The organism is Kordia aestuariivivens (assembly GCF_014397005.1).
Lineage (GTDB): Bacteria > Bacteroidota > Bacteroidia > Flavobacteriales > Flavobacteriaceae > Kordia > Kordia aestuariivivens.
The window spans coordinates 133,618-155,738 of the sequence record NZ_JACGWS010000011.1 but is presented as its reverse complement, the minus strand read 5'-3'; the positions used below and the strand labels follow the sequence as shown (position 1 = coordinate 155,738).

The following is a 22,121-nucleotide window of genomic DNA, read 5'->3' as shown; positions in this document are numbered from 1 at the left end:
TAAAATTATATTTTTAGACAACCTCTTTCAAATTAGAAAAAAACTAATTCTGTTTGTTTAGGTTTTATTCTATTATTAATAGTTTAAGTAACGGTTTCGGATATGTTTTCTACTAGGGTTTAGTTTCTAGTTTGGATATAAAACTTGTTTTTAGACTAGTTGTTTTTAATTAATAACTGCCATTATTCGGTACATTTTTCCTTGTAATCATCTATAATTTTGATATAATTATTTAATAAAAATAATCGGTTGTATTCACTCTCTATATATGCGTCTCTGTCTTTTTTAGGAAGGCTTTTTGACTTTTTCTTGATCTCTTTCATTTTCTTTTTATAAACTTTAGCAAACTCTTTCGCTTGTTTTTGAGACACTTTTGCATAGTTGTAATCTTTATATTGTGCAACAAAAGCATCACAGTCTTTTCCTATTTCTTTAAGCGTAGCAACAAACTTATCAGAAATCAATTTTGTGTTAAACATACCACCAGAAAAATCAACGGGATTTATTACGACGTCTGAGTCTGGATGATTTAAAAAATAATAAATACTTGATACAGGCGGCATCATTCTTCTCGTACTATAGCCATTTTTTTGTTCATTGTACACATCAAAAGTAGTTACTTTATATCCGTAAATATTTATGCTATCGGTATATTGCAACGGTAACAATATATTTTCCGCTACGGTAACTAAATTTAACTCCTTATCAAACCCTTTAATTGTTGAATTTTTGAATTTATAAGTGATGTTCTTCTTTACATCTTCGATAATTAATTCACTGATAGAATCTTTCGGGATTTCTATTTTTTGTTTCTTTTTCTGCTTTACAACAATCTTTTGCTTTTTTAGTTTTTTAATACTTAATGGTTTAAAAGATGGCAAAACAGAATTATTTTGTTTCATTCCTGTATATATCTTAGAAAGTCTGACGTTATTGTATTGCTTTTGTTCATTATTTTTAAAGCTAATAGTAACATTATAACTTGATTTTTCGTCAATGTCAGAATAAAACTCTTGAGAAAAAGCGTATTGACTAAAAACGAATATAAGAATTGAAACAAAAGTTTTTATTTTCATAATGATGTAAATTTTAGAATTTGTTGGATCGTTTTTATTAGAAATAAAAGTTCCTGATATGTAACTTTTTTTTAAAAAGATTTAAAATTTGTTTGAAATTAATTGTTGTCAAATATAATTAAAATGGAAGCAGAGGTAAAGTAGAGCGTCTGACAATTCAGTGAATTGTAGGAGATTTGCCTAAACTTATCAATAGTTTGAGCTACTATTCATAGTGAGGCGTTTTTTTTACGCTAAATGGTTTGCAAATAGTAACTAATTACTATTCAAAATATAAATCCGATGGTGTCTATTCCACTATTCTATGAATAATTACATAGGAACTTATTCTACTTTGTTGTTCAAAATCACCATCACAGATATCCCAATATCCATCAAGAAATTCAACTTCAAGTGTGGCAACTTTAATTTCTGTATCCATCGTAGAAAGATAATTTTCTAAATCTTCACTACTAATTTTACTTTCGCAGAATTTTATATAATAATCTTGTATGGAACGTCGAATGTACATCTCTTTATGTTCAGTTATCTCGCCATTTTTTTAACGAAATTTTTAAAAATTATTGGGGCAGATATGATATACTTTCCATTACTAGATGATATATCTTTTGTTTTATTATTTGACATAATTACGTTCTATTGATTTAAACAAGACCACGTGAATACACAAATGATACACGCCAATATACATACACCATATTTTAGTTTTATTTTTCTCATTCTTCAATATTTATGAACGTATATATATAGGGAATTCCTGTTGTTTTTCTAAAAATACAACTTTTTTGGACATTCCTAAAAACAAGAATATTTCTCAAAATACGTGCTAATTGCTTTTAAATCTTCAATTAAAAAAGTTGACTTTAGGAACCTTAGAGGTACTATAAAAACAACTGTTTTTATGCTCGATATTTATGAATCTCGATGCATGATTCTTTTATTTTTTATTTTTATTTCCAACCTTTAATCATCATTAATTTTAAATTATTTTAATTATGAAAAAAAAGAATCTAAAATCGTTAAAACTTAATAAAACGTTTGTTTCAAGTTTCAAAAAAAATAAAGTAGTAGGTGGAAGTGTTACGCTTATGCCTTCTCTTATAACTGTGAATAGCTTTATTATATGTGAATCTGAAACTTGTATTACTACTGCTCAAGTAGGAGAAGAACTTAAACCAACGTGTGGCAACTGCTAATTAGTCACGCATTCTAGCGAATTTTGGTTCGCTAGAAGGAAAATATGTTTCATAGAGACGGTTTATTCACACAGTATAGTACTGACTGTTACAGATTTTTGTTAAATAAGGTAAAACCCTACTCACAAACCTTTTGATTTATATACTTTGAAAATCATTAAATCAAAAGCAATTCATTTGAATAAAATAGGGAGGAAGCTGAAAATCCTTAAAAAGAGTAAGCATTAATTTATAAATTTTTTTTAAAATGAAAAAATTAGAAGATTTTAATTGTGAAAAAGTTGATATCGATTCAATTTTTGGAGGAAGAATGGCGTCTAACACATTCAGTTCTAACACGGTAACTGTTGGAAGTGGAGCTCCTGCTGATGGAGACGATGGTTCTGATGAAGATTGGGATGACTTAAAGTAATATTTTATTACTAATATTATGATGAGATTGTATGATTCGTTATACAATCTCATTTTATTTTTTTTAATACTATCAATTTATGATATTAATTTTAAGCACACCAAGAGATTATGACACGCAAGCGGTTATCGATTGGTTACATTTTAAAAACACCCCGTTTTTTAGGCTGAATGATGAAGATATTATGACTGGAAAGGCTTCTTTTTTCCTCGATCCAGTAAAAATGGAAGATTCATACATCGTTTCAAAAAACATTAAATTTTATTTTAAAGAAATCACCGTAGTTTGGTATCGAAAGTTTGGTTTTTTTAAAGGATATCAAGATGAATTTGGCAGTAAAAATGATTTGGTACGCTATGTTAGTTCAGAATTTTCTGTTTTAAGAACCATCATCTTTAATTTATTGGAAGATAAAAAGTGGTTGTTCAAAAGAAAGAACATGCTAACGAAGCTTGAAATATTAAATTTAGCGCATCAATTTGGGCTAAAAATACCCAACACAACCGTTACTTCTAAAAAGACTGATCTTGAAGCCTTTTTTAAAAATAACAATAATTCAATTATTTCTAAGTCCTTAGGAGAAGGAAAACATATTCAGTATGAAGGAAAAAATTATCCTTTTTATACGCAAAAAATAGAAGACCTTTCAAAGGTAACTCCAAAATTCAGTCCTTCATTATTTCAAGGGTATATTGTAAAAGAATATGAATTAAGAATATTTTTTATTGAAAAGAAGTTCTACAGCATGGTTATTTTTTCTCAGAATAATGAAAAAACCAAAGTCGATTTTAGAAATTACGATTTCGACAATCCAAATAGAGTTGCCAGATATAAACTTCCAAGTGCTATTGAAAAAAAGTTGTCAAACCTAATGAAGCATATAGGCTTAAACACCGGATCTATTGATTTGGTAAAAGGTATTGATGGTAATTATTATTTTTTAGAAGTGAATCCTTCTGGGCAATTTGGGATGACTAGTTTCCCTTGCAATTATAATTTACATAAGAAAGTAGCAAATTATTTAATTAAAAAATTAGATTGAATATGAAGACTGTTTTAGTTGATGAAATTCCATTAGAGTTTAAAGACTGTTTGCCTATAAATGTTTTTTTTATTGAAGGCAAAGAAGTTGCTCCTATAAAAAGATCAGATTTAACATTTGTGGCTTCTGATTTTTATACGACAGATAAAATGAGGTGTTACGATTTTTATAAACCAGCATTTTTATGATTGATAAAGACAATTATTTCAAGTTTCATAATTCTTGCGTTCCTGTAAAAGGATCAAAAAGAGGCGTTATTTTTGATTTGCAACGTGGAAGTTTTTTCTTTTTCCCAAACTCTATTATAGATTTACTTTTAGAAAACGAAACAAATACGTTGGCAACAATTTATAAAGAATATGAGTCGCAAACTGCTTTGTTAGATAAGTATTTCAATTATTTAGTAGCGAATGAATTGATTCATTTGACGAAAGATGTAAGTCGATTTCCGAGTAATAGCAACAAATTCAGTTCTCCTTTTTTGTTGGATATTCTTTTTTTAGAAATAGACACTTTGCAAGAAAGTAAAATAGCGTTATTACAAAACATCAATTCTTTAGGTTGCATTCAAGTTGTATTCTTGACAAGAAAAGAAGTTGATAGTACACATCTAGAGAACGTTTTGAATCTGCTTGAAGGATCAAAAATCCAAAGTGTTTCACTGATCACTAAGCATGAAGCGGAAAGTGAAGCTGAAATTTTGAATCTTCACTATACGTTTCCAAGATTCAAAAAAACAGTCTTTTTTGAGTCCAACGAACAGGAGCAAGGCGAAGACAAGCCATTTAGCTATGAAAACGGCTCTTTTGATACAGTGCTCACAAAGCGAATAACGAACATACACGATTTTATTTTAAACCAAAAAGCATACAGAGAATCTTTAAAGCATAACCTTTTCTTTAATAGAAAAGCATACATTGATAATGAAGGAAATATTAAGAATTATTATAATTCCGAAATTACACATGGTTCTATTGAAAAGGATGATATAAAATCAATAGTTACTTCCAAAGCTTTTAAAAAATTATGGAAGATACCTAAGGAAAAAATTGAAGTTTGCAAATCGTGTGAATTTAGATACGTTTGTCCAGACAATAGAATTCCTGTACTAAAAAGCAACCTTGAAAATGAAGTATATGAACATAATTCCACTTGCAATTATGATCCGCAGACAACTGAATGGAAGTCATAAAGCAGTTCTATATGTAATAGTACTCATTCTAGTATCATCATGTAGTGTTGTTGACGTGAATAGAAACTATAATTATTTCAACGGAAATGAATTCTACAACGATTCTTTAAAAATCAGCGCTCGTTTTTTTGGAGATATTAACTATTTATTTCCTAGTAAAAGTGAGTACAAAAAAATCATGAGTACCAATGATTTAAACATTAGCTACAAAGATTTAGTCGTAGCCGGAAAAGCGTATTCTTCACCCAAATATGACCTTCTTTTTTTCTATAAAATTGATAAGACACTTCAAAGTAGCACAGAATCTACTACTGTTGATTTAGTTGTAAATGATACTATTGAGAATTTTGTCGTGTACCGAAAAACAGAAAAAACAAAAGCAATTTATGTGTATTTAAAAGCAATTGGCACGCATAAATCAAATAGATCAATGCTACAAGACGGGAAATCAATAGTAAACTCTGTACGATTTGATAATTCATTGAAAGATGAGCTAACGTACATGAAAGTATTCAACACGTATAAGCAAGAAGACAATATTTTATTCGTAGAAAGTAAATTTGAGAATGCTCCGATAGAAAAGAAGAACAATAATGAGTGGACAAAGTTTCAGTTATTAACAACGATTCTTTCCAAAGATCCGACTTATAAAAATTACAATGACTTGGTTGCTAAATTTGAACTCAAAAGGGAAAAATATTTAAAAAAACATATTGATTCTATTTTAAAAAACAACAGAAATGTAACTTTTGAAGATTCGTTTTTAGCAAAAATAAAGCAAATTTCAAGCAAGACACAAGTGCTCATGCTCAATGAAATGCATTGGCATCCAAAACATAGAATCGCTGCTTTAAAAATGTTAGCTACCTTAAAAGAAAACGGTTTTAAATATTTGGCTGTAGAAGCTATCGATAAAGAGAAAAATTCATTCTTTCAAAACAGTAGTTTTCCACTGAAATCTTCGGGCTATTACACCCGAGAACCTTATTTCGGACTTTTCATCAGAGAAGCATTAAAATTAGGTTTTACAATTGTTGGGTATGATGATTTTAGCACAGAAAACAGAGAACAAACGCAAGCAATAAACATAAAAAGCATCTTAGATACAGATCCAAACGCAAAAATAGTGGTCTATTCAGGAATTGATCATATTTTAGAAAAAGATGCTACGAACAAACGAATGGCGGAATATTTTATGGAATTAACAAACATTAATCCTGTAACAATTGACCAAGTAGAAATTCCGTATACTTCTTCAAACACATTGACTTTACTGGAATCAGCTGCGTTAAAAAATGTGCCAAAAATTAATACAAATGTCGATTACTTCTTACTAAACAATCTAAAACCCGCTTTAGAATCTATTTATGAAAAGGAGCAACTTAAAACGATCAATTTCACAAATGAACTCCTAAACAATCATGAGAATGAGCAACTATTATTTTCATTCTATTTTGCAAATGAGTATTCAAAATACAAATCGAATTCAATAGCTATTCTCAATAAAATTAGTGCGATTGATAAAAAAGGTATCAATTTTTCGTTGCCCGTTGGCGCATATCAATTAGTTGTAAAAGACATTCATAATAATTTGATTATTTCTGAATTGATAACTGTTGATTAATTTTAGCTGTTTCCTTCAATATGAATTAGTTTTTTAAGATGCGAATCGTTTTAAAAGCATCATCAATAGTTACTTGCGCAAAATATGTTCCCGATTGTAAATTGCTTAAATCTATTTTAGCTTCTTTAGTGTTTGGAGCGTGTAATTTCACTTCTTGTCCTAACATATTGTAAATCCTAACCTGTTGGATTTTCGATAGCGAATTCAATGTCAATATATTCTCCACAGGATTTGGATAATATGTGAGTGATGTTGCATTCTCGAATTCTTCTACACCTAAAATAGCTTCACCAAAAGTTATATCATCTATGGCAATATCGCTTCGAAATCCGGGTCCCATAATAGCTTTAAAAGTAACTTGTATGGTTTGTCCAACATAGTTTGACAAATCAATAGTAGCCGTTATAAACGGATCATTTTCAGTTGCTTGTTGTTCACCAGATACTGTAAATACAGTTGTCGTTGTGGAGCCATTATCTATAAGAATTTCTAAAGTTCCCATATCAACCCCAAACATATGATACTTAAAAGTCATTTCAGGATCAGCCAAAGTAGATAAATCTACAGAAGGAGATATTAAGTTTGTAACTTCTCCACCTAAAGCGGCAGAAGCTTCTGTAAACATATAATTTCCATCACTTAAATTCGGAGCAGGACCAGTGTCCGTTGACGACGTGTCAGTTGGAGCTGCAACTTCCCAATTGTAACCACCAATACTCCCTGGAGTTCCTGTCCAGCAATTTCCTTCTAAAAAATCAGCTTCGGAAACCGTAAAGTCTTCAAAACTTTCTGCGTATGGAGGCGTCGCTAAACAAGTCGCTATAAATGTATACGGACCTACCCAAGTAGAAGTACCATCTGGGCCACAATCGGCTTGCACATAAAAATCATACGTTGCACCAGAAGTTAAGCCAGTTATATTTTGAGGATTATTGGGAGTGTTGTTAATTGCATTCCCAGTTCCTTGCGTAAAACCAGTTAATCCCCATTCTACATTCCATGCCGTAGCCGCGCCCAATTCTACCCAAGTAAGATCAGCACTTGCTGTTGTGATATTCGTAACACCTAAACCCGCAGGAGCAGAACATGGTGTACAATTTGTAGTGATAGAAAACTCAATGGGTCCATCATTGATTTTATTTCCGACTCTTATATAATAAGTGGTTCCTATATCTGAGAAGAGCGTCGTTGTACTGATAGAACCATTAATAAATCCAGCGCCATAAATACAATTGCCAATCGAAATTCCTGAACATTCATTGTTGGTACTTTCGTAAATTTCTGTGTAGGCAGTTCCGTTAGACATGACTAGCACAAAATTTATTTCATCTCCAGTTCCTTCAAACTTATACCATACATCTTCTCCAATCAGATTCCCAATACAACTATTTGAATCTTCTAATACAGCATTAATTGTATCTTGATTGTTTAAGGTAGTTCCGCAAGAAAGCGTAATTGCATTAACACATTGGTCATTGCTTGGTTGTGCAAACAGTTGCAGTGTAGAAATGAAAGTAAAAATAATGAGTACTGCTTTTTTCATAATAAATGATTTAGAAATTAATCGCTGTCAAATATAGAGAAGTAGCGTATGCAGAAAGTGTGGAGTATCTGACAATTCAGTGAATTGTAGTAGATTTAATTGAATTTAATGCAACAAATAAAGCGTGTTCTTTTACAAACACGCTACTTGTTTTAAAATCGTTAATCAAAAAGGTTGGCTTTATAAACCTTGTTGATACAGAGAAACAATTCTTAAAATTAAAGCCTGATAGTGAGGTTGTGTTATTTTTAAACTACGATTCTATGTTAATTATGGTGTTACCGTAAGTGGTTCTTCATTTGTTTTTATACTTTTTAGTTAACCAAAACATTATATCATGAAAAAAAGTAATCTTACATCATTAAAACTGAACAAAAAATCTATTTCAAATTTAAAGCACGATACTTTAGTTGGAGGTATAGATCCAACTTTTGTAACTAAATGCTATGGATTACCAGGATCGCGTTGTCATTGTCTCATTACAATGGCTTGCATGTAGTTTAGTAAATTAGGCGAACTTTGGTTCGCCTTTTTTGTCTTTAAGATTTTGTAATCAAGTTTGAATACTACTATAACTTTTTTAAACTAGTTTCCTTTCTTAGCGTTAGAACTAAGACTGCTACGACCTAAAATATAACCAGAAATTCCTCCAATTAATGCTGAAATCTCTTTTCCACCCAAAACTCCTGTAATTCCAAATAGAATAATAGCAATAATGATTGAGAAAATGGTGATAAATTGCAGTCCAGCGTCGCCAGAGAAAATTGTTTTACGAATTTCATCATCTCTATACGCTATGACAAAAAAGCCAACAATGACAATCCCAACTAAAAGAGCGAATGACCAACTAATCTGTTTTTTAAAGTTTTGAGTTACAAAAGAAGTATTGTTCAACTCTGTTACTTTTGTGCCAACACTTGAAAGTTGATCTGTCTTTTTTACAATTGTTTGCACTTTGTTTTCTATGATTCGTCGAAAACCTTCTGTCACGCTAATAGATTGCATATTATGTAAATCTATACCGCCAACTGTTTGAAGTTCAGGTAATACAATTTGCGACTTTATTTCTTGTAAACGCTCAATATTCATTCGTTCTTTCATTGAAAAAACACTTGAATCCATACCTTTAGAAATTTTTTCATGGTAGCTATTTACTAATTTTTCAAGGCTTTGCGCTCTCTCTAGTTCTGTAAAAAGACCACCAATCTCATACATCATTGAATACATATCAGCAATAAGCTCTAATCTTTTCTCTTCCAATTCATGATAATCATAAGATTGCTGTATTTCATTTTCTAGCGCTATTGTTTCGGTATCATCTTGTGCAAAAAGTGAAAAATTGAGAATAAGTATCATAGCAATACTCATCAGTAAAGTCAGTGGTTTGTTCATTTTAATTTTTGTTAAAGGGTTATAAGGTCAGTTGAAAAAATAGTTTCAAAATTGTATGCAATACGTATACAGAATCCCGAATATTTTTTACAAAATACTGTTTTCTCTTCAATAACTAATAACTTATGACCAATTTGTATGTAACATTATTGAAACCCTTTTAAACGCTAATAATCCCTTACAAATCGTACACTACTAATCAATCCATTGTTGATTTCATAAATTTAAATGTACTTTGTTTTCTTTCCGTTTTCTGTTACGATTTCATGATTGATTACGTGGTTTCCATTCGTCATTTGGCTTATAATTTCCACCTTTATAGATTTGGAAGTAAATTTGGGTTCAAAAATAGAAGCAATATTTTCGGTCCCTGTTCCTAATAACTTATCTGGATAGGTGTAAATTTTCACATCTTCTTTATAAAGTTTTATAAACGCTTCAAAGTTGTGTTCATTGTACAAACGCATTCTCTTATTCACAATTTCTAGTGGTGTATCTTGTTCCTGAGCAATTCCAACACTAAATGATAGCAAAAGCACTACTAATGTCATTGTTTTCATGTGCGTTCGTGTTTTTGAGTGAATATAAGCAACTAAGTTACTGAAAGCGAAACGAACAATTTTGTGTATTTTCGGAATAGACTTATCAATACGTCAACACCCAAAGTTCTACTTCTTCGGAAGCGCGCCAATGCTGATCGCGTTTTGTTTTGTCGGAAGCCGCTTTTACAGCTCTTGTTAACTTTCTTTCCAATTGAAATCGTCCACCGCTGGCGAGTTCTTTTTCAATAGGATGATCAGTTGTAACATTTGTTATTTGCGCTAAATTTGAGAATATAATAACGAGTTTGCCTTCTGGCAAAAGCCTTTTTTTAGCTTCTGTAAAAAAGTCAGGAAATAAACCTTCAGGATAATAAATAGCTTCATCATTTCTATTTAATTGCTTAGAGGTTGGCAACCATGGCGGATTGAAAACAATGAGTTCGGTTTGTTTTTCCCATTTCCCAAAAAGATGCCCAAAATCTAATTCAACCTTTCTGGACATTTTTGTATCGCCCATAAATTCGGTAAGCCCTACAATTGCATTCGGGTTTGTATCTGTACCAAAAACTTTCTGAAAGCCATGTTTTACTAGTTGAAACGAAAGTACGCCACTTCCAATACCAACATCAATGGCAGACTTTTTTGGTCCTTCGTAGCGTTTCAACCAATTGTCAAAAAGAATCAAATGATCAAAGCGAGTAGGGAAATAGGTGCCGTAATACGGATGCAATTTGTTTCGCAATACAGGAATTGCAATCCCTTTTATATACCATTGCCAAGCACTATTCAGTCCTTGTATTTGTGGAAAAGTCAATAAAAAATTGCCAGTTTCAGGATATAATTTTTCTAACCAACCAATAGAAGGTGCTTTTTTGGGAACCAGTTTATGGTCAGCAATTTCTATTAAGATTTGATTCGATAACTTGTGATATTGCGCACGATATTCGCGTTGTTCTTTAAAAGATTCGGTGGGCAACTTTCTTCTAAGATATACTTGCAATTCTTTCAAAAGCGACAAACCATTGCTATAAAACGCTGTGATTAATACCGATTTTCCAGCTTCTAACGCTTTCATTGTTTGTTTCATATCTGACGAACGATCAAAAAGCACTAACTTTTCTTTAGCGATAATTGGTGTTGGCTTATGTACCTGTATGTCTGTACTCATCGATTGTTTTTACTTGATTTGAAACGAGTTGCAGTGTATTGATTGTCGCAAAACGCATGATTCAGTTCACTTTTAAATGCTAATCGGTAAAGATACTTTTTTAAACGCAGTGTCAGGAGAATACGAACGTAATATAAATTCTTTTAAACGATAGAAATACTACTTTTTTAGTGTGTTACAGTACATTTTTAATCAATGCAGAGATTTCTGCTGCTCTTTTAAGGACACAAATATGCGTGCCGTTTTCAATAGTAAAATCTGTTTTCTTGACTAATTTATACGGAAGAGTTTTGTCGTTTGTGCCATGAATGTGAATTATTTCTGTTTCTGCTGGAATTGTGGGTTCGTGCCAAGTTGATAATTCTCTCAACGCCCATTGTAAATAGCGATTTGTTTGATTTCCAACCATGCTTTTAAATAGGTTTTGCTCGTTCTCAGTTTCAAAACCATGACCTTTTCCCCAAAATCTGACTGTTTTTACACAAAGCCCTTTCGTGAAAAACACATCTAATCGCAATGGTTTTACGAGTTTAAAAGAAAAAGGCAATTCTTTTCTTGATTGGATACTTGAAATTAAAATGACCTTTTCAATGTTATGAGCACTTGCAATTTCTTGCGAAACGATTCCGCCGAGCGAATGACCAATAAGCGTTACTTTTTCAGAAGAAGGTTCAATTTTTGAAAATAAACGCTGTGAATATTCATGAATTTTCTCGTTGGTTTTGGGTTCAATCCAATTAAGATGTTCCACCTCGTAGCCTGATAAATCTAGGTTTTCAAAAATTCGACAGTCAAAAGCCAATCCTGGAATTAAAATGATTTTCATGCAAGGTGTATTATGTCCTTTAAAATTAAAGAATTATTATCGAAATGTATTTTAATCAGACGGCTACTTTTTAAAATTTTGTTAAATAGGGTAAAACCGTAAAGTGTAACCTATTGATTTTTATAACTTTATGCAGCAAAAACTACAAATTTTAGATCAGAAAAGAAGTAAGAATTAAAAGCTTATCCATTTCAAAAGAAACTGTATCAACCTTAGATTCGGCGAGTATTAAAGGTGGAGTTTCAGGACTGTGTACATCAAGTAACAATATTTGCAATGTTATTTTTAGTGCAATACGTTAGATACTGATGGTTGCTAGGATAACGAGCAAGTATTGGCAGTATAATCGCAATTAAATATTAACTAAAAATTCAAAATCATGTTAAAGACAATTCTAAAAATTGAAAATGTAAAAGAACTGAGTAAGAAAGAACAAAATGGTATCGCAGGTGGAATACTATTTTTGTGTGAGGATACCTGTATATTAGGTCAACGACTTTGTTATAGAACGAAGACAGAGACTTTCTATTTGCCTTGTTAAAAGAAACAGTATTCACAAAAAAACCTCAGAAAACAATTGTTTTCTGAGGTTTTTTTAGTTTGAAAAGTAGTGTCTATTAAGCATCTTGTATCGCAATCATAGAAATTTCTACATTTACATACATTGGTAAGTTTCCAACTTCAACCGTTTCACGCGCTGGCGCAGTTGCATCATCAAAATACTGACCGTATACAGGATTAATCTTCTTAAAATCGTTCATGTTTTTTATAAAAATAGACGATTTTACTACATTCTCAAAAGTCATATTCGCTGCCGCTAAAACAGCTTTCATATTTTCCATAACTTGCTTTGTCTCTACTTCAATAGAACCTTCAACGAGTTTTCCAGTTTTAGGATCTATCGCAATTTGACCAGAAGTATATAAAGTTCCGTTAATTAAAATTGCTTGATTGTATGGACCAATTGGTGCTGGCGCGTGTGGTGTTGAGATGATTTGTTTTGACATATTTTTTAGTTATTGGTTGTTAGTTGCTGATTGTTTGATTTAGAGTTCTAAACTCTAAACTCTTACAATCGTCTATCCGGTTCACTTCGTTTTTCCCACTTCACATCACGTAAAACAGATGCTTTAATTCCAATAAAGAAATACCATGAAGCTCGTGAACTAAACGGAACCCAGTTAAAATTGATTCGCCAACTCTTCAAATCGCGTTCAAAACGCATTTGTGTATACGTAAATCCTTTATTCTTAAAATCATACCCCGAAGAAACTCCTATTTTCCATTGTGGTGTCAACTCTACATTTCCAGAGAACATGAGTGAGTTATTGGAAATTTCGTTTTGCCGATTACTATTCAAATAGGTCATGGAGTAGGCAAGACGTAAATCCCACGGAATCTTGGATCTATAGGCTTCTACATCTTCTTTTTCTTCGTCATCTTCATCGTCATCATTGCCAAATGAATCACTATTACTGAAATCTTGTGCACGACCAAACAAATCATCATCACGTCCACCGCTTCGTGTATTATCGGAATCTTTCCTTTCTTTTCCATCCAAGCTTTTACTGGAGATCGAATAATTCAGTGTTAAATTGGCACTTGTCAAACGGAATAAACTTCCGCCATTATTTATATTAAACTTATTAATACGTGTTCCTTGATTATCAATAGAATACGGATCTAAATTGGCGCCAAAGTTTACACTCATCTTATTGTCAAAAAGTTGCGTACTTCCTGATACACGCACAGGTGCCCAAGCCAAAGAATCGGCTGCAATATTATAACTCGTAGAAAAGTTAAAACTATTCAATAACATCACCTTTTTAGGTTCGGTTTGTGTAGAATCATTCGAGCGTACTTTTGCTTCAAGTGTATTGGCTACATTGATTCCAATAGAACTGGCAAACGTTCTGCTTGGCACTCCAAAAAGTCCATCTTCAAAACGGGTATAATCTTGCATTGTACCATTTTCAGCATCTACAATATACGTATCATAATACTGATCAAATGCAGGATTATAACTATAGCTAATAGAAGGTCGTATGGTATGTCGAATAGCTTGAATTTTTCGATCTTCACCACGCGTAAACGTTCCGTAAAGCGTTGTACCAATACTTGTACTAAAATTATATGTTCTGTACGAATCAAATCCGCTAATCGTATCTTTTACGGAAGCTATTTGCATTGTTGTATCATTAGGATCAAGTGTTGCATCCGTACGATTGGTGGTTTTAAAATCCCAAACTTCATCATAGTTTCCACCTAAACTTACACTTAAGTATTTAAACAATTTAAAGTTTGTATTTACAGGAATACTGTGTCGCATACCCATTTTTGCATCTTCAAACATTTCTTTCTTAAAAAATAAAGAATCTGTCGTATTAATTCTGTTTTCTCCTCTCAAATTATATTGAAAGTTGATATTCTGAATAATTCCTTTTTTTGCTCCATCTTTTGGCGCAAACGGATAAATACGTTCAACACTTGCTTGCAATGTCGGCAAGGTAAGGTTGATGCTCTCCGTATTTGTATTTTGTGAATGTGTGGCTGTTAGCGAAACATTTACCGATGGATAGGATGGAAATGTCTTTGAATACGAAACCGAAGAATTTAAGGTGTTATTCAAGAAATTTGGCGTGTTCAATTGATTGATAGACGCTTGATAAAAACTACTACTCCCTAAGTTTACCGAAGCAGAAAATCGCGAATTCGGATTTGCTTTGGCATCTTGATTGTGCGACCAGCGAATATTATAAATATTAGACTTACTATAATCGGGAAAACCTCGCTGACTGTTGATCAATGCTTCAAAACGCACACTTAAATTCCCTCGAAAACGATAACGTACCGCATAATTGGTTTCTCCCCGAAAGGCATAACTCCCATTCGTATAATAATCGGCGAGTAGCGCGAGATCAAAATAATCACTAATGGCAAAATAATAACCTCCATTCTGGAAGAAATATCCACGACTGCTATTTTCTCCAAACGTTGGAAAAATAAATCCAGAAGCTCTATCATCTGTCAAAGGAAAATACGCAAACGGAAAGCCAATGGGTGTGGGAACATCTGCGATGTATAAATTTGTAAACCCAGAAACAATCTTCTTTTTAGGTACTAATTTTATTTTTCGTGCTAAAAAATAATACTCAGGATTGTCAATATCTTTAGAAGTGGTAAACTTTGCATTCTTAATAAAAATTACAGAATCGTTTTCCTTTTTTGTGATTTCTCCTAAAATCTGAGTCCCATTTTGTTCGGTTCTTGAATTCCAGATCTTTGCCTTTTCAGAATCAAAATTGAATCGAATCGAATCGGGTTCAACAATATTATCTCCTTGTTTAAAGTATGGAGGTTGCGAATATACACCTGCCGAATCTTTCAAGCGACCTGCATATACTTCATTCTTTTCATAATCTAAAATAATAATTCCCGACTTTAATTCTGTATCCTGATAATACAATTCGGCTTCATTATATAAATAAATTTGCTTCGTACGTTGGCTAATTTTTACATAATCTTTCGATTTGTATTTTACCAAATCCAGTAATACAGGTGCTTTTTGCGGAACCGAATCTTTTTGAATAGAATCGTTCTTAATCGTATCTCTAACTTTTCGCGTTCCTATTTTGATTGAATCTTTCAGGCTTACCTTTAACGTATCCATTTCCTGAATAGGCTTTATTGGAAGCTTCTTCCTTTCTGGAAGTTCTTGTGAAATAGCAAACGAACTAATCAATAACAGTAGTAGCTGCGTAAGTATGTAATGTTTTTTTGTCTGCAAAGGTTTTAATCAAAATTCGTTATAATTCACAAAAGAAAGATTTCTTTTATGAATAGTCAAGTAACTTTTATATTTTCGTTTAAAATATAGGTCGTAAAAGTATGGTTCAATATTTGAAGTGCCAAACCTAGTTGTGTATTTTTATCATAGATTTATGATAAATTAATCATAATTAACACAATAAAGAACACACAATAATCATTATTACACCAGAAACGAATGAAAATCGAATATATGCAGAAATATTTTTCAGTGCTGATCCTATTATTAACTATTAGTTTTTTAACAGCTTCTAATGGAAATGTAGAAAAAGATCCTCCGAAGAAGAAGAAACAATTTGTAGTCATGATCGATCCCGGACATGGCGGCGGCGATACCGGAACTCCCGGAACCGGACGTTATAAAACCACCGAAAAAGACGTAGCACTCGATGTTTCGTTGGCTTTGGGGAAAATGCTGGAAAAAATTCCAAATGTAAAAGTAGTGTACACGCGCACAAGAGACACGTATCCAACGTTGCAACAACGCGCTATTGTGACGAACAAGAAAAAAGCAGACTTATTCATTTCCATACATTGCAATGCGCAACCTGGGAGAAATGGCAAAAAATTTGGGACTACAGCGTATGGCTCAGAAACATTTGTATTGGGTTTAAGTAAAAACAAAGCAAACCTCGAAGTTGCCAAACGTGAAAACTCGGTAATCTTACTTGAAGACAATTACGAAGAAACGTACGGAGGATTCGATCCAAACTCACCAGAATCCTTAATCAGTCTCATTCTCATGCAAGAAGAATACTTAGATCAAAGTATTGAAATTGCAAGTTACATTCAAAAAGAATTCAAAGTAACTGCCAAACGTAAGGACAGAGGCGTAAAACAGGCAGGTTTTTGGGTACTTTCCAAAACATACATGCCAAGCGTATTGGTAGAGCTCGGTTTCTTGACGCACAAAAAAGAAGAAGATTTTTTAAACTCTAAAAAGGGTAAAAAAATCATGACGCAATCTTTATACAATGCCATAAAAAAATACATTTCATTGCATGCGGATACATCGAGTGAAATTGTGATAAATCATGAAGAACAAGTAACTCCAAGAGTTTACAATGGTGTTACCTTTAAAGTACAGTTATCTGCGAGTTCTAAAAAAATTCCAACAAAATCATATAATTTCAAAGGATTAAAAGAAATCTCACGAGAAAAAGCAGGAAGCATATACCGTTATTTCTATGGTAAAACTTCTGATTATGAAGAAATAAAACGCAAAAAGCAAGAAGCCATTCGCAAAGGATACAGTGATTGTTATGTTGTAGCTTACAAAAAAGGAAAAAAGGTATCCTTGACAGAAGTGCTAAAACAATAATAAATTAGACGTATTCTTAGTAAAAAAATCTTTAATTTTGTGAAGTTCACAAATTCCCAAAAAATTGAAAATATCCAGAGAAATTAAAACAGCATTGCTAGTAATTACCGCACTAGTCCTCTTATACTTCGGAATTAGTTACCTAATGTCAAGATCAATATTATCTACCGACAGAGTATTCTACGCAGAATACAATAATGTTGGCGGCTTAGTTCCTTCTACCAAAGTCTTAATCAACGGTTACAAAGTCGGAAAAGTGCAAGACATACAATTGCAACCATCAGGAAAATCATTAGTTACGCTAGCTATAAACCATGACTTCCAATTTTCTAAAAACAGCTTATTGCAATTACAGGAAAGTGGATTTCTCGGCGGAAAAAACTTAGCAATCCTACTAAAACAAGACGGCGCAGAAATGGCAGTTTCGGGTGATACACTCAAAACGGAAACCCAACTAGGAATGGTTGATGCTTTCAAAAATCAATTACTTCCGTTGCAAGGAAAGGTAGAACACATGATTGTCAGCGCAGATTCGCTCATAACTTCTGTCAACTTAATATTAGACACAGAATCTAGAAACAACATCAAAAACGGAATCAAAGAACTCAACGCCACCATTGCAAACTTCAAAAAAGCATCGGGCACCTTAAATACGATGTTAGATAGTAACAAAGAAAAACTCGACAATACCTTTACCAATGTTGACAACCTAACGGCAAACCTTTCTAAAGTATCAGATTCGTTAGCCAAACTGGAAATCAACAAAACCATGAAGCAATTACAATCAACCATTGAAGGGTTTGACAACATCATTGCAGGAATTGAAAATGGAGAAGGTTCAGTAGGGAAACTATTAAAAGATGAAGAACTGTATAACAATCTTACAGGCGCATCTTTACAAATGGAGCAATTATTGGAAGACATGAAACTGAATCCAAAACGATACGTACACTTCTCGTTATTCGGAAAAAAAGCAAAGCAATACGAAAAAGCGAAAGAAGGAGAAGAAGAAAATACACCAAAGAAAAACTAAAGCATAACCATCTAAAGTTACACTACCCATGGAGTACATTCCAAACATTCTATTTGCCATACTACTAATTGCTGGCGTAGGTTATTTTGCGAAAAATGTCAAAAAACTATCTAGAAACATAAACTTAGGAAAAGATGTAGATCGATCTGACAACAAATCACAACGTTGGAAAAACATGGGAATGATTGCGTTGGGACAATCCAAAATGGTACGCAGACCTATTGCAGGTTTCTTTCATATCATTGTCTATGTAGGATTTGTAATCATTAACATTGAAGTACTAGAAATCATTATTGACGGACTCTTTGGTACACACAGAGTATTTACTAAAATCTTACCAGATAGTATATACGGTTTCCTTATCGGAACCTTTGAAGTATTGGCAATTGCGGTATTAATCTCTGTAATTATATTCTGGATTCGTAGAAATGTAATCAAACTAAAACGTTTCCTAAGTGCCGAAATGAAAGGTTGGCCAAAAAGTGATGGAAACATCATTCTATACTTTGAAGTCGTATTAATGACTTTATTCATCGTCATGAATGCAGCAGATGTGAAATTTCAAGAAGCAGGCGTTGGAAACGTCATCAGTCAATACCTATATCCTTTATTTGAAGGTAACATAGAAATGGCGCATATCATTGAGAAAACTGCTTGGTGGTTGCACATTGCAGGAATCTTGGTTTTCCTAAACTACTTATACTTCTCAAAACACTTACACATTCTCTTAGCATTTCCAAACACATGGTACGCGAACTTACAGCCTAAAGGCGAATTTGTAAACGATGCGAATGTAACAAAAGAAGTGATGTTAATGATGGACCCAAATGCTGATCCGTTTGCGGCACCAGCTGAAGGAGAAGATGAAGGCGAACCCGAAAAATTTGGCGCTTCGGATGTGCAAGACTTAAATTGGGTTCAACTTTTGAACGCGTATACCTGTACTGAATGTGGACGTTGTACAAGCGAATGTCCAGCGAATCAAACAGGGAAAAAACTATCGCCACGTAAAATAATGATGGACACCAGAGATCGTCTGGAAGAAGTTGGGAAAAACATTGACGCTAACAAAGGCAAATTTGTAGACGATGGCAAATCATTACTAAATGATTATGTCACTACGGAAGAACTATGGGCGTGTACTTCATGTAACGCATGTGTAGAAGCCTGTCCTGTAAGTATTGATCCGTTATCCATTATCATGGAAATGCGTAAATACCTAGTCATGGAGCAATCGGCTGCACCAACGGAACTAAACGTAATGATGGGGAATATTGAAAACAATGGAGCACCTTGGCCATACAATCAAATGGACAGACTCAATTGGAAAGACGAAAACTAAGCAAAAAATAAAGTTACAACTTAAAAAAATACAACAATGAAAGTACCAACAATGGCAGAATACATGGCCGAAGGAAAACAACCTGAAGTACTATTTTGGGTTGGTTGTGCAGGAAGTTTTGACGACAGAGCCAAAAAAATAACAAAAGCTTTTGTAAAAATATTGAACAATGCAAATGTAGAATTTGCGGTTCTTGGTGCAGAAGAAAGTTGTACTGGTGATCCTGCAAAACGTGCTGGAAACGAATTTCTATTTCAAATGCAAGCTGTGACCAACATTGAGGTCATGAATGCTTACGACATCAAAAAAGTAGTAACGGCATGTCCACACTGTTTCAATACGCTCAAAAACGAATATCCATCCTTAGGAGGAAATTATGATGTGATGCATCATACACAATTCCTAAAATCATTACTAGATGATGGACGATTGACCATTGAAGGTGGAAGTTTCAAAGGGAAAAAAATCACTTTCCATGATCCTTGTTACTTAGGACGCGCCAATGATGTTTATGAAGCGCCGCGTGAACTCATTCGCAAGTTAGATGTGGAATTGGTTGAAATGAAAAACTGCCGTAAAAAAGGACTCTGTTGTGGTGCCGGTGGCGCACAAATGTTTAAAGATGCGGAACCTGGAAACAAAGAAGTAAATATAGAGCGTACAGAACAAGCACTAGAAGTAAAGCCAGACATCATTGCGACAGGTTGCCCATTCTGTAACACCATGATGACAGACGGAATCAAAAACAAAGAAAAAGAAGACAGCGTGATCGTGCAAGACATTGCGGAGTTGATCGCAAATGCACAAGATTTATAAAAAAATAAGGATGAAGAAAATAATAACAGTAATCGCTTTATGTTTTGCAACCATAGGATTTGCACAAGACAAAAAAGACACTAAAGATGTGGTACTTACTGAAATGACACAAGAAGTTTGTGAATGTGTAAGTGAAAAAAGTTCAGAAGGATTAACCAAAGAAGAAGTAGAAATACAACTTGGGTTATGCATGATGAAATCGTACGGAAAATACAAAGACCGATTGGATAAATACTTGGTTGTTTCTTTAGATGATGCAAACTCTTTAGAAGTATTAGGGCAAGAAATTGGATTCAAAATGTTGGAACTTTGCCCAGATACGTTTATGGTATTTGCAAAAGACTTGATAGAAGATGAAATCAAAGAGCAATCAAATGCGCCAAGCAAAGGAAGCAACACGGCTGTACTTGGGAATGTGGTTAAGTTGACCAATGATCAATTTAACATCGTAACATTCAAAGGTGAAAACAAACGCGAATACAAACTACTTTGGTTGGAATACTTTGAAGGACAAGAATTGCTTTCTGATGTAAAAAATCTCAAAAAAAGCAAGATGAAAGTTTCGTATGAAAGCAAAGAAATGTACGATCCAAAGCTCAAAGACTATCGTACCTATAAAGTACTAAGAAAACTAGAAGTCCTAAACTAAAAAAAATGCTCGTAGAATTTAATACAATCTCGGATGAAGCTAAAGTTTGGATTTACCAAGCAAACAGATCATTCAGTGAAACTGAACTAGAAGAAATCAAAGCGAAACTATCTAGTTTTATCACACAGTGGACAGCACACGGAAGTGACTTACAAGCTTCCTTTGAAATCAAATACAAACGTTTCATTATCATTGCGGTAGATCAAGAAGCACAAGCGGCAACAGGTTGTTCCATTGATGCGTCTGTACGTTTCATTCAACAACTAGAAAAAGAATACAATGTTGATTTAATGGACAAAATGAACGTGTCTTATAAGCAAGGTGAATACATAGCCTACAAAGACTTAAAAGACTTCCGTAAAATGGCAAAAGACAAGTCGGTTACGGCAAATACAATCGTATTCAACAACTTAGTCACCACCAAAGCAGATTTCCTAGAAAACTGGGAAGTTCCTGCACGCGACAGTTGGCACGGACGTTTCCTAAACTAAAAACACACTACATCACTATATAAAAGGTAAGCTATTCGGCTTGCCTTTTTTTGTATAAACTACTCTTATCATAAAATTTGTAAGATTTTGAAGTTTTGGGTTGTATGTTTATTTAGTATCTTATGGTATAAACCAAAACAAACACAATCATGAAAAAGAGAGCATTCAAAAAAATCAGTTTGCAAAAGACTTTAATTTCTAGCTTGCAAGCAACTGCGAAATCAGGACAATTATTTGGCGGATTCGGAACAGGCGGAACTTCTCCCAAGTGTGGAACCAGCGAATTAGAATCTTGTCACGGTTCGTGCAATCAGGGTACGATGTGATTTAATATCGTAAGGGAAAACCGTAAAGGATTGATTATCAAATAGCTTATTTTTGTGATAACTAAAAAAAGGGATCATGAAAAAAAGAAATCTAAACGTAAAGTTAACTTTAGGGAAGAATTCAGTATCTAACTTAGAATCGACACAAATCAAAGGAGGAGCCAAAACAGATATTTGTACAGGCTTGCAAGAAACCTGTTCTAACTGTCAAGGAGTAACCAGAGAATGGCCTTGCCCACAACACTAATAATAGTATATCTAAACTTTATCTGGCTTCAATATGTTTATAAGGATGCATTTTT

23 protein-coding genes are annotated in these 22,121 nt (G+C 33.2%); 14 read left to right on the top strand and 9 right to left on the bottom strand.

The window, feature by feature from the left end:
• Nucleotides 1-182: 182 nt before the first annotated feature.
• Both H2O64_RS17430 and H2O64_RS17425 read right to left on the bottom strand, forming a co-directional pair.
• Complete coding sequence (locus tag H2O64_RS17430; protein ID WP_187563494.1) at nt 183-1,076, bottom strand: hypothetical protein; 894 nt, start codon at nt 1,074-1,076, stop codon at nt 183-185.
• A 289-nt stretch (nt 1,077-1,365) separates the two neighbouring features.
• Nucleotides 1,366-1,587 carry a hypothetical protein gene (locus tag H2O64_RS17425; RefSeq protein WP_187563493.1) on the bottom strand — a complete coding sequence of 74 codons (222 nt, stop codon included), beginning with the start codon at nt 1,585-1,587 and terminating at the stop codon, nt 1,366-1,368.
• A 484-nt stretch (nt 1,588-2,071) separates the two neighbouring features.
• On the opposite strand from H2O64_RS17425, the gene H2O64_RS17420 reads away from it, so the two are divergent.
• The 6 genes from H2O64_RS17420 (at nt 2,072) to H2O64_RS17395 (ending at nt 6,542) form a co-directional block, all read left to right on the top strand.
• Nucleotides 2,072-2,272 carry a hypothetical protein gene (locus H2O64_RS17420; protein ID WP_187563492.1) on the top strand — a complete coding sequence of 67 codons (201 nt, stop codon included), beginning with the start codon at nt 2,072-2,074 and terminating at the stop codon, nt 2,270-2,272.
• A gap of 247 nt (nt 2,273-2,519) precedes the next feature.
• On the top strand, nt 2,520-2,684 hold the full coding sequence (locus H2O64_RS17415; RefSeq protein WP_187563491.1) for a hypothetical protein: 165 nt from the start codon (nt 2,520-2,522) through the stop codon (nt 2,682-2,684).
• 79 nt (nt 2,685-2,763) lie between these two features.
• Entirely contained in the window at nt 2,764-3,726 is a 963-nt protein-coding gene (gene gwsG / locus H2O64_RS17410) for a grasp-with-spasm system ATP-grasp peptide maturase (RefSeq protein WP_187563490.1), read from the top strand.
• 2 nt (nt 3,727-3,728) lie between these two features.
• Nucleotides 3,729-3,914, top strand: a complete 186-nt coding sequence (locus H2O64_RS17405; protein WP_187563489.1) for a hypothetical protein — start codon at nt 3,729-3,731, stop codon at nt 3,912-3,914.
• Complete coding sequence (gene gwsS, locus H2O64_RS17400) at nt 3,911-4,918, top strand: grasp-with-spasm system SPASM domain peptide maturase (RefSeq protein ID WP_187563488.1); 1,008 nt, start codon at nt 3,911-3,913, stop codon at nt 4,916-4,918. Before H2O64_RS17405 ends, gwsS begins: the two co-directional genes overlap by 4 nt.
• Nucleotides 4,863-6,542 (top strand): hypothetical protein, encoded by a 1,680-nt coding sequence (locus tag H2O64_RS17395; RefSeq protein WP_187563487.1) that lies wholly within the window; start codon nt 4,863-4,865, stop codon nt 6,540-6,542. The genes gwsS and H2O64_RS17395 overlap by 56 nt, the downstream gene beginning before the upstream one ends.
• A gap of 25 nt (nt 6,543-6,567) precedes the next feature.
• Here H2O64_RS17395 and H2O64_RS17390 read toward each other — a convergent pair whose 3' ends face one another.
• The 7 genes from H2O64_RS17390 to H2O64_RS17360 all read right to left on the bottom strand — a co-directional run bounded on the left by H2O64_RS17390 (nt 6,568) and on the right by H2O64_RS17360 (nt 15,800).
• A complete protein-coding gene (locus tag H2O64_RS17390; RefSeq protein WP_187563486.1) occupies nt 6,568-8,085 on the bottom strand; it encodes a T9SS-dependent choice-of-anchor J family protein in 1,518 nt (505 codons plus the stop codon).
• A gap of 585 nt (nt 8,086-8,670) precedes the next feature.
• Nucleotides 8,671-9,477, bottom strand: a complete 807-nt coding sequence (locus H2O64_RS17385) for a hypothetical protein (protein WP_187563485.1) — start codon at nt 9,475-9,477, stop codon at nt 8,671-8,673.
• 224 nt (nt 9,478-9,701) lie between these two features.
• Nucleotides 9,702-10,037 (bottom strand): nuclear transport factor 2-like protein, encoded by a 336-nt coding sequence (locus H2O64_RS17380; protein WP_187563484.1) that lies wholly within the window; start codon nt 10,035-10,037, stop codon nt 9,702-9,704.
• Between the two features lie 85 nt (nt 10,038-10,122).
• Nucleotides 10,123-11,187 (bottom strand): methyltransferase, encoded by a 1,065-nt coding sequence (locus H2O64_RS17375; protein WP_187563483.1) that lies wholly within the window; start codon nt 11,185-11,187, stop codon nt 10,123-10,125.
• A gap of 175 nt (nt 11,188-11,362) precedes the next feature.
• Nucleotides 11,363-12,013, bottom strand: coding sequence for an alpha/beta fold hydrolase (locus H2O64_RS17370; protein ID WP_187563482.1), 651 nt, complete (start codon nt 12,011-12,013; stop codon nt 11,363-11,365).
• A 617-nt stretch (nt 12,014-12,630) separates the two neighbouring features.
• Nucleotides 12,631-13,020 carry a Rid family detoxifying hydrolase gene (locus tag H2O64_RS17365; protein WP_187563481.1) on the bottom strand — a complete coding sequence of 130 codons (390 nt, stop codon included), beginning with the start codon at nt 13,018-13,020 and terminating at the stop codon, nt 12,631-12,633.
• A 62-nt stretch (nt 13,021-13,082) separates the two neighbouring features.
• Complete coding sequence (locus tag H2O64_RS17360) at nt 13,083-15,800, bottom strand: putative LPS assembly protein LptD (RefSeq protein ID WP_235982920.1); 2,718 nt, start codon at nt 15,798-15,800, stop codon at nt 13,083-13,085.
• Between the two features lie 234 nt (nt 15,801-16,034).
• On the opposite strand from H2O64_RS17360, the gene H2O64_RS17355 reads away from it, so the two are divergent.
• From H2O64_RS17355 to H2O64_RS17320, 8 genes are all read left to right on the top strand, one after another.
• Nucleotides 16,035-17,162, top strand: a complete 1,128-nt coding sequence (locus tag H2O64_RS17355) for an N-acetylmuramoyl-L-alanine amidase family protein (protein WP_187563480.1) — start codon at nt 16,035-16,037, stop codon at nt 17,160-17,162.
• A 64-nt stretch (nt 17,163-17,226) separates the two neighbouring features.
• A complete protein-coding gene (locus H2O64_RS17350) occupies nt 17,227-18,195 on the top strand; it encodes an MlaD family protein (RefSeq protein WP_187563479.1) in 969 nt (322 codons plus the stop codon).
• A 28-nt stretch (nt 18,196-18,223) separates the two neighbouring features.
• Nucleotides 18,224-19,537 (top strand): (Fe-S)-binding protein, encoded by a 1,314-nt coding sequence (locus H2O64_RS17345; protein ID WP_187563478.1) that lies wholly within the window; start codon nt 18,224-18,226, stop codon nt 19,535-19,537.
• Between the two features lie 36 nt (nt 19,538-19,573).
• A complete protein-coding gene (locus H2O64_RS17340) occupies nt 19,574-20,353 on the top strand; it encodes a (Fe-S)-binding protein (RefSeq protein ID WP_187563477.1) in 780 nt (259 codons plus the stop codon).
• Between the two features lie 10 nt (nt 20,354-20,363).
• Nucleotides 20,364-21,002 carry a hypothetical protein gene (locus H2O64_RS17335; protein ID WP_187563476.1) on the top strand — a complete coding sequence of 213 codons (639 nt, stop codon included), beginning with the start codon at nt 20,364-20,366 and terminating at the stop codon, nt 21,000-21,002.
• A gap of 5 nt (nt 21,003-21,007) precedes the next feature.
• Nucleotides 21,008-21,493, top strand: coding sequence for an ABC transporter ATPase (locus H2O64_RS17330; RefSeq protein ID WP_187563475.1), 486 nt, complete (start codon nt 21,008-21,010; stop codon nt 21,491-21,493).
• Nucleotides 21,494-21,642: 149 nt separating this feature from the next.
• Nucleotides 21,643-21,819, top strand: coding sequence for a hypothetical protein (locus H2O64_RS17325; protein WP_187563474.1), 177 nt, complete (start codon nt 21,643-21,645; stop codon nt 21,817-21,819).
• Nucleotides 21,820-21,895: 76 nt separating this feature from the next.
• Nucleotides 21,896-22,066, top strand: a complete 171-nt coding sequence (locus tag H2O64_RS17320) for a hypothetical protein (RefSeq protein ID WP_187563473.1) — start codon at nt 21,896-21,898, stop codon at nt 22,064-22,066.
• The last annotated feature ends 55 nt before the right edge of the window (nt 22,067-22,121 follow it).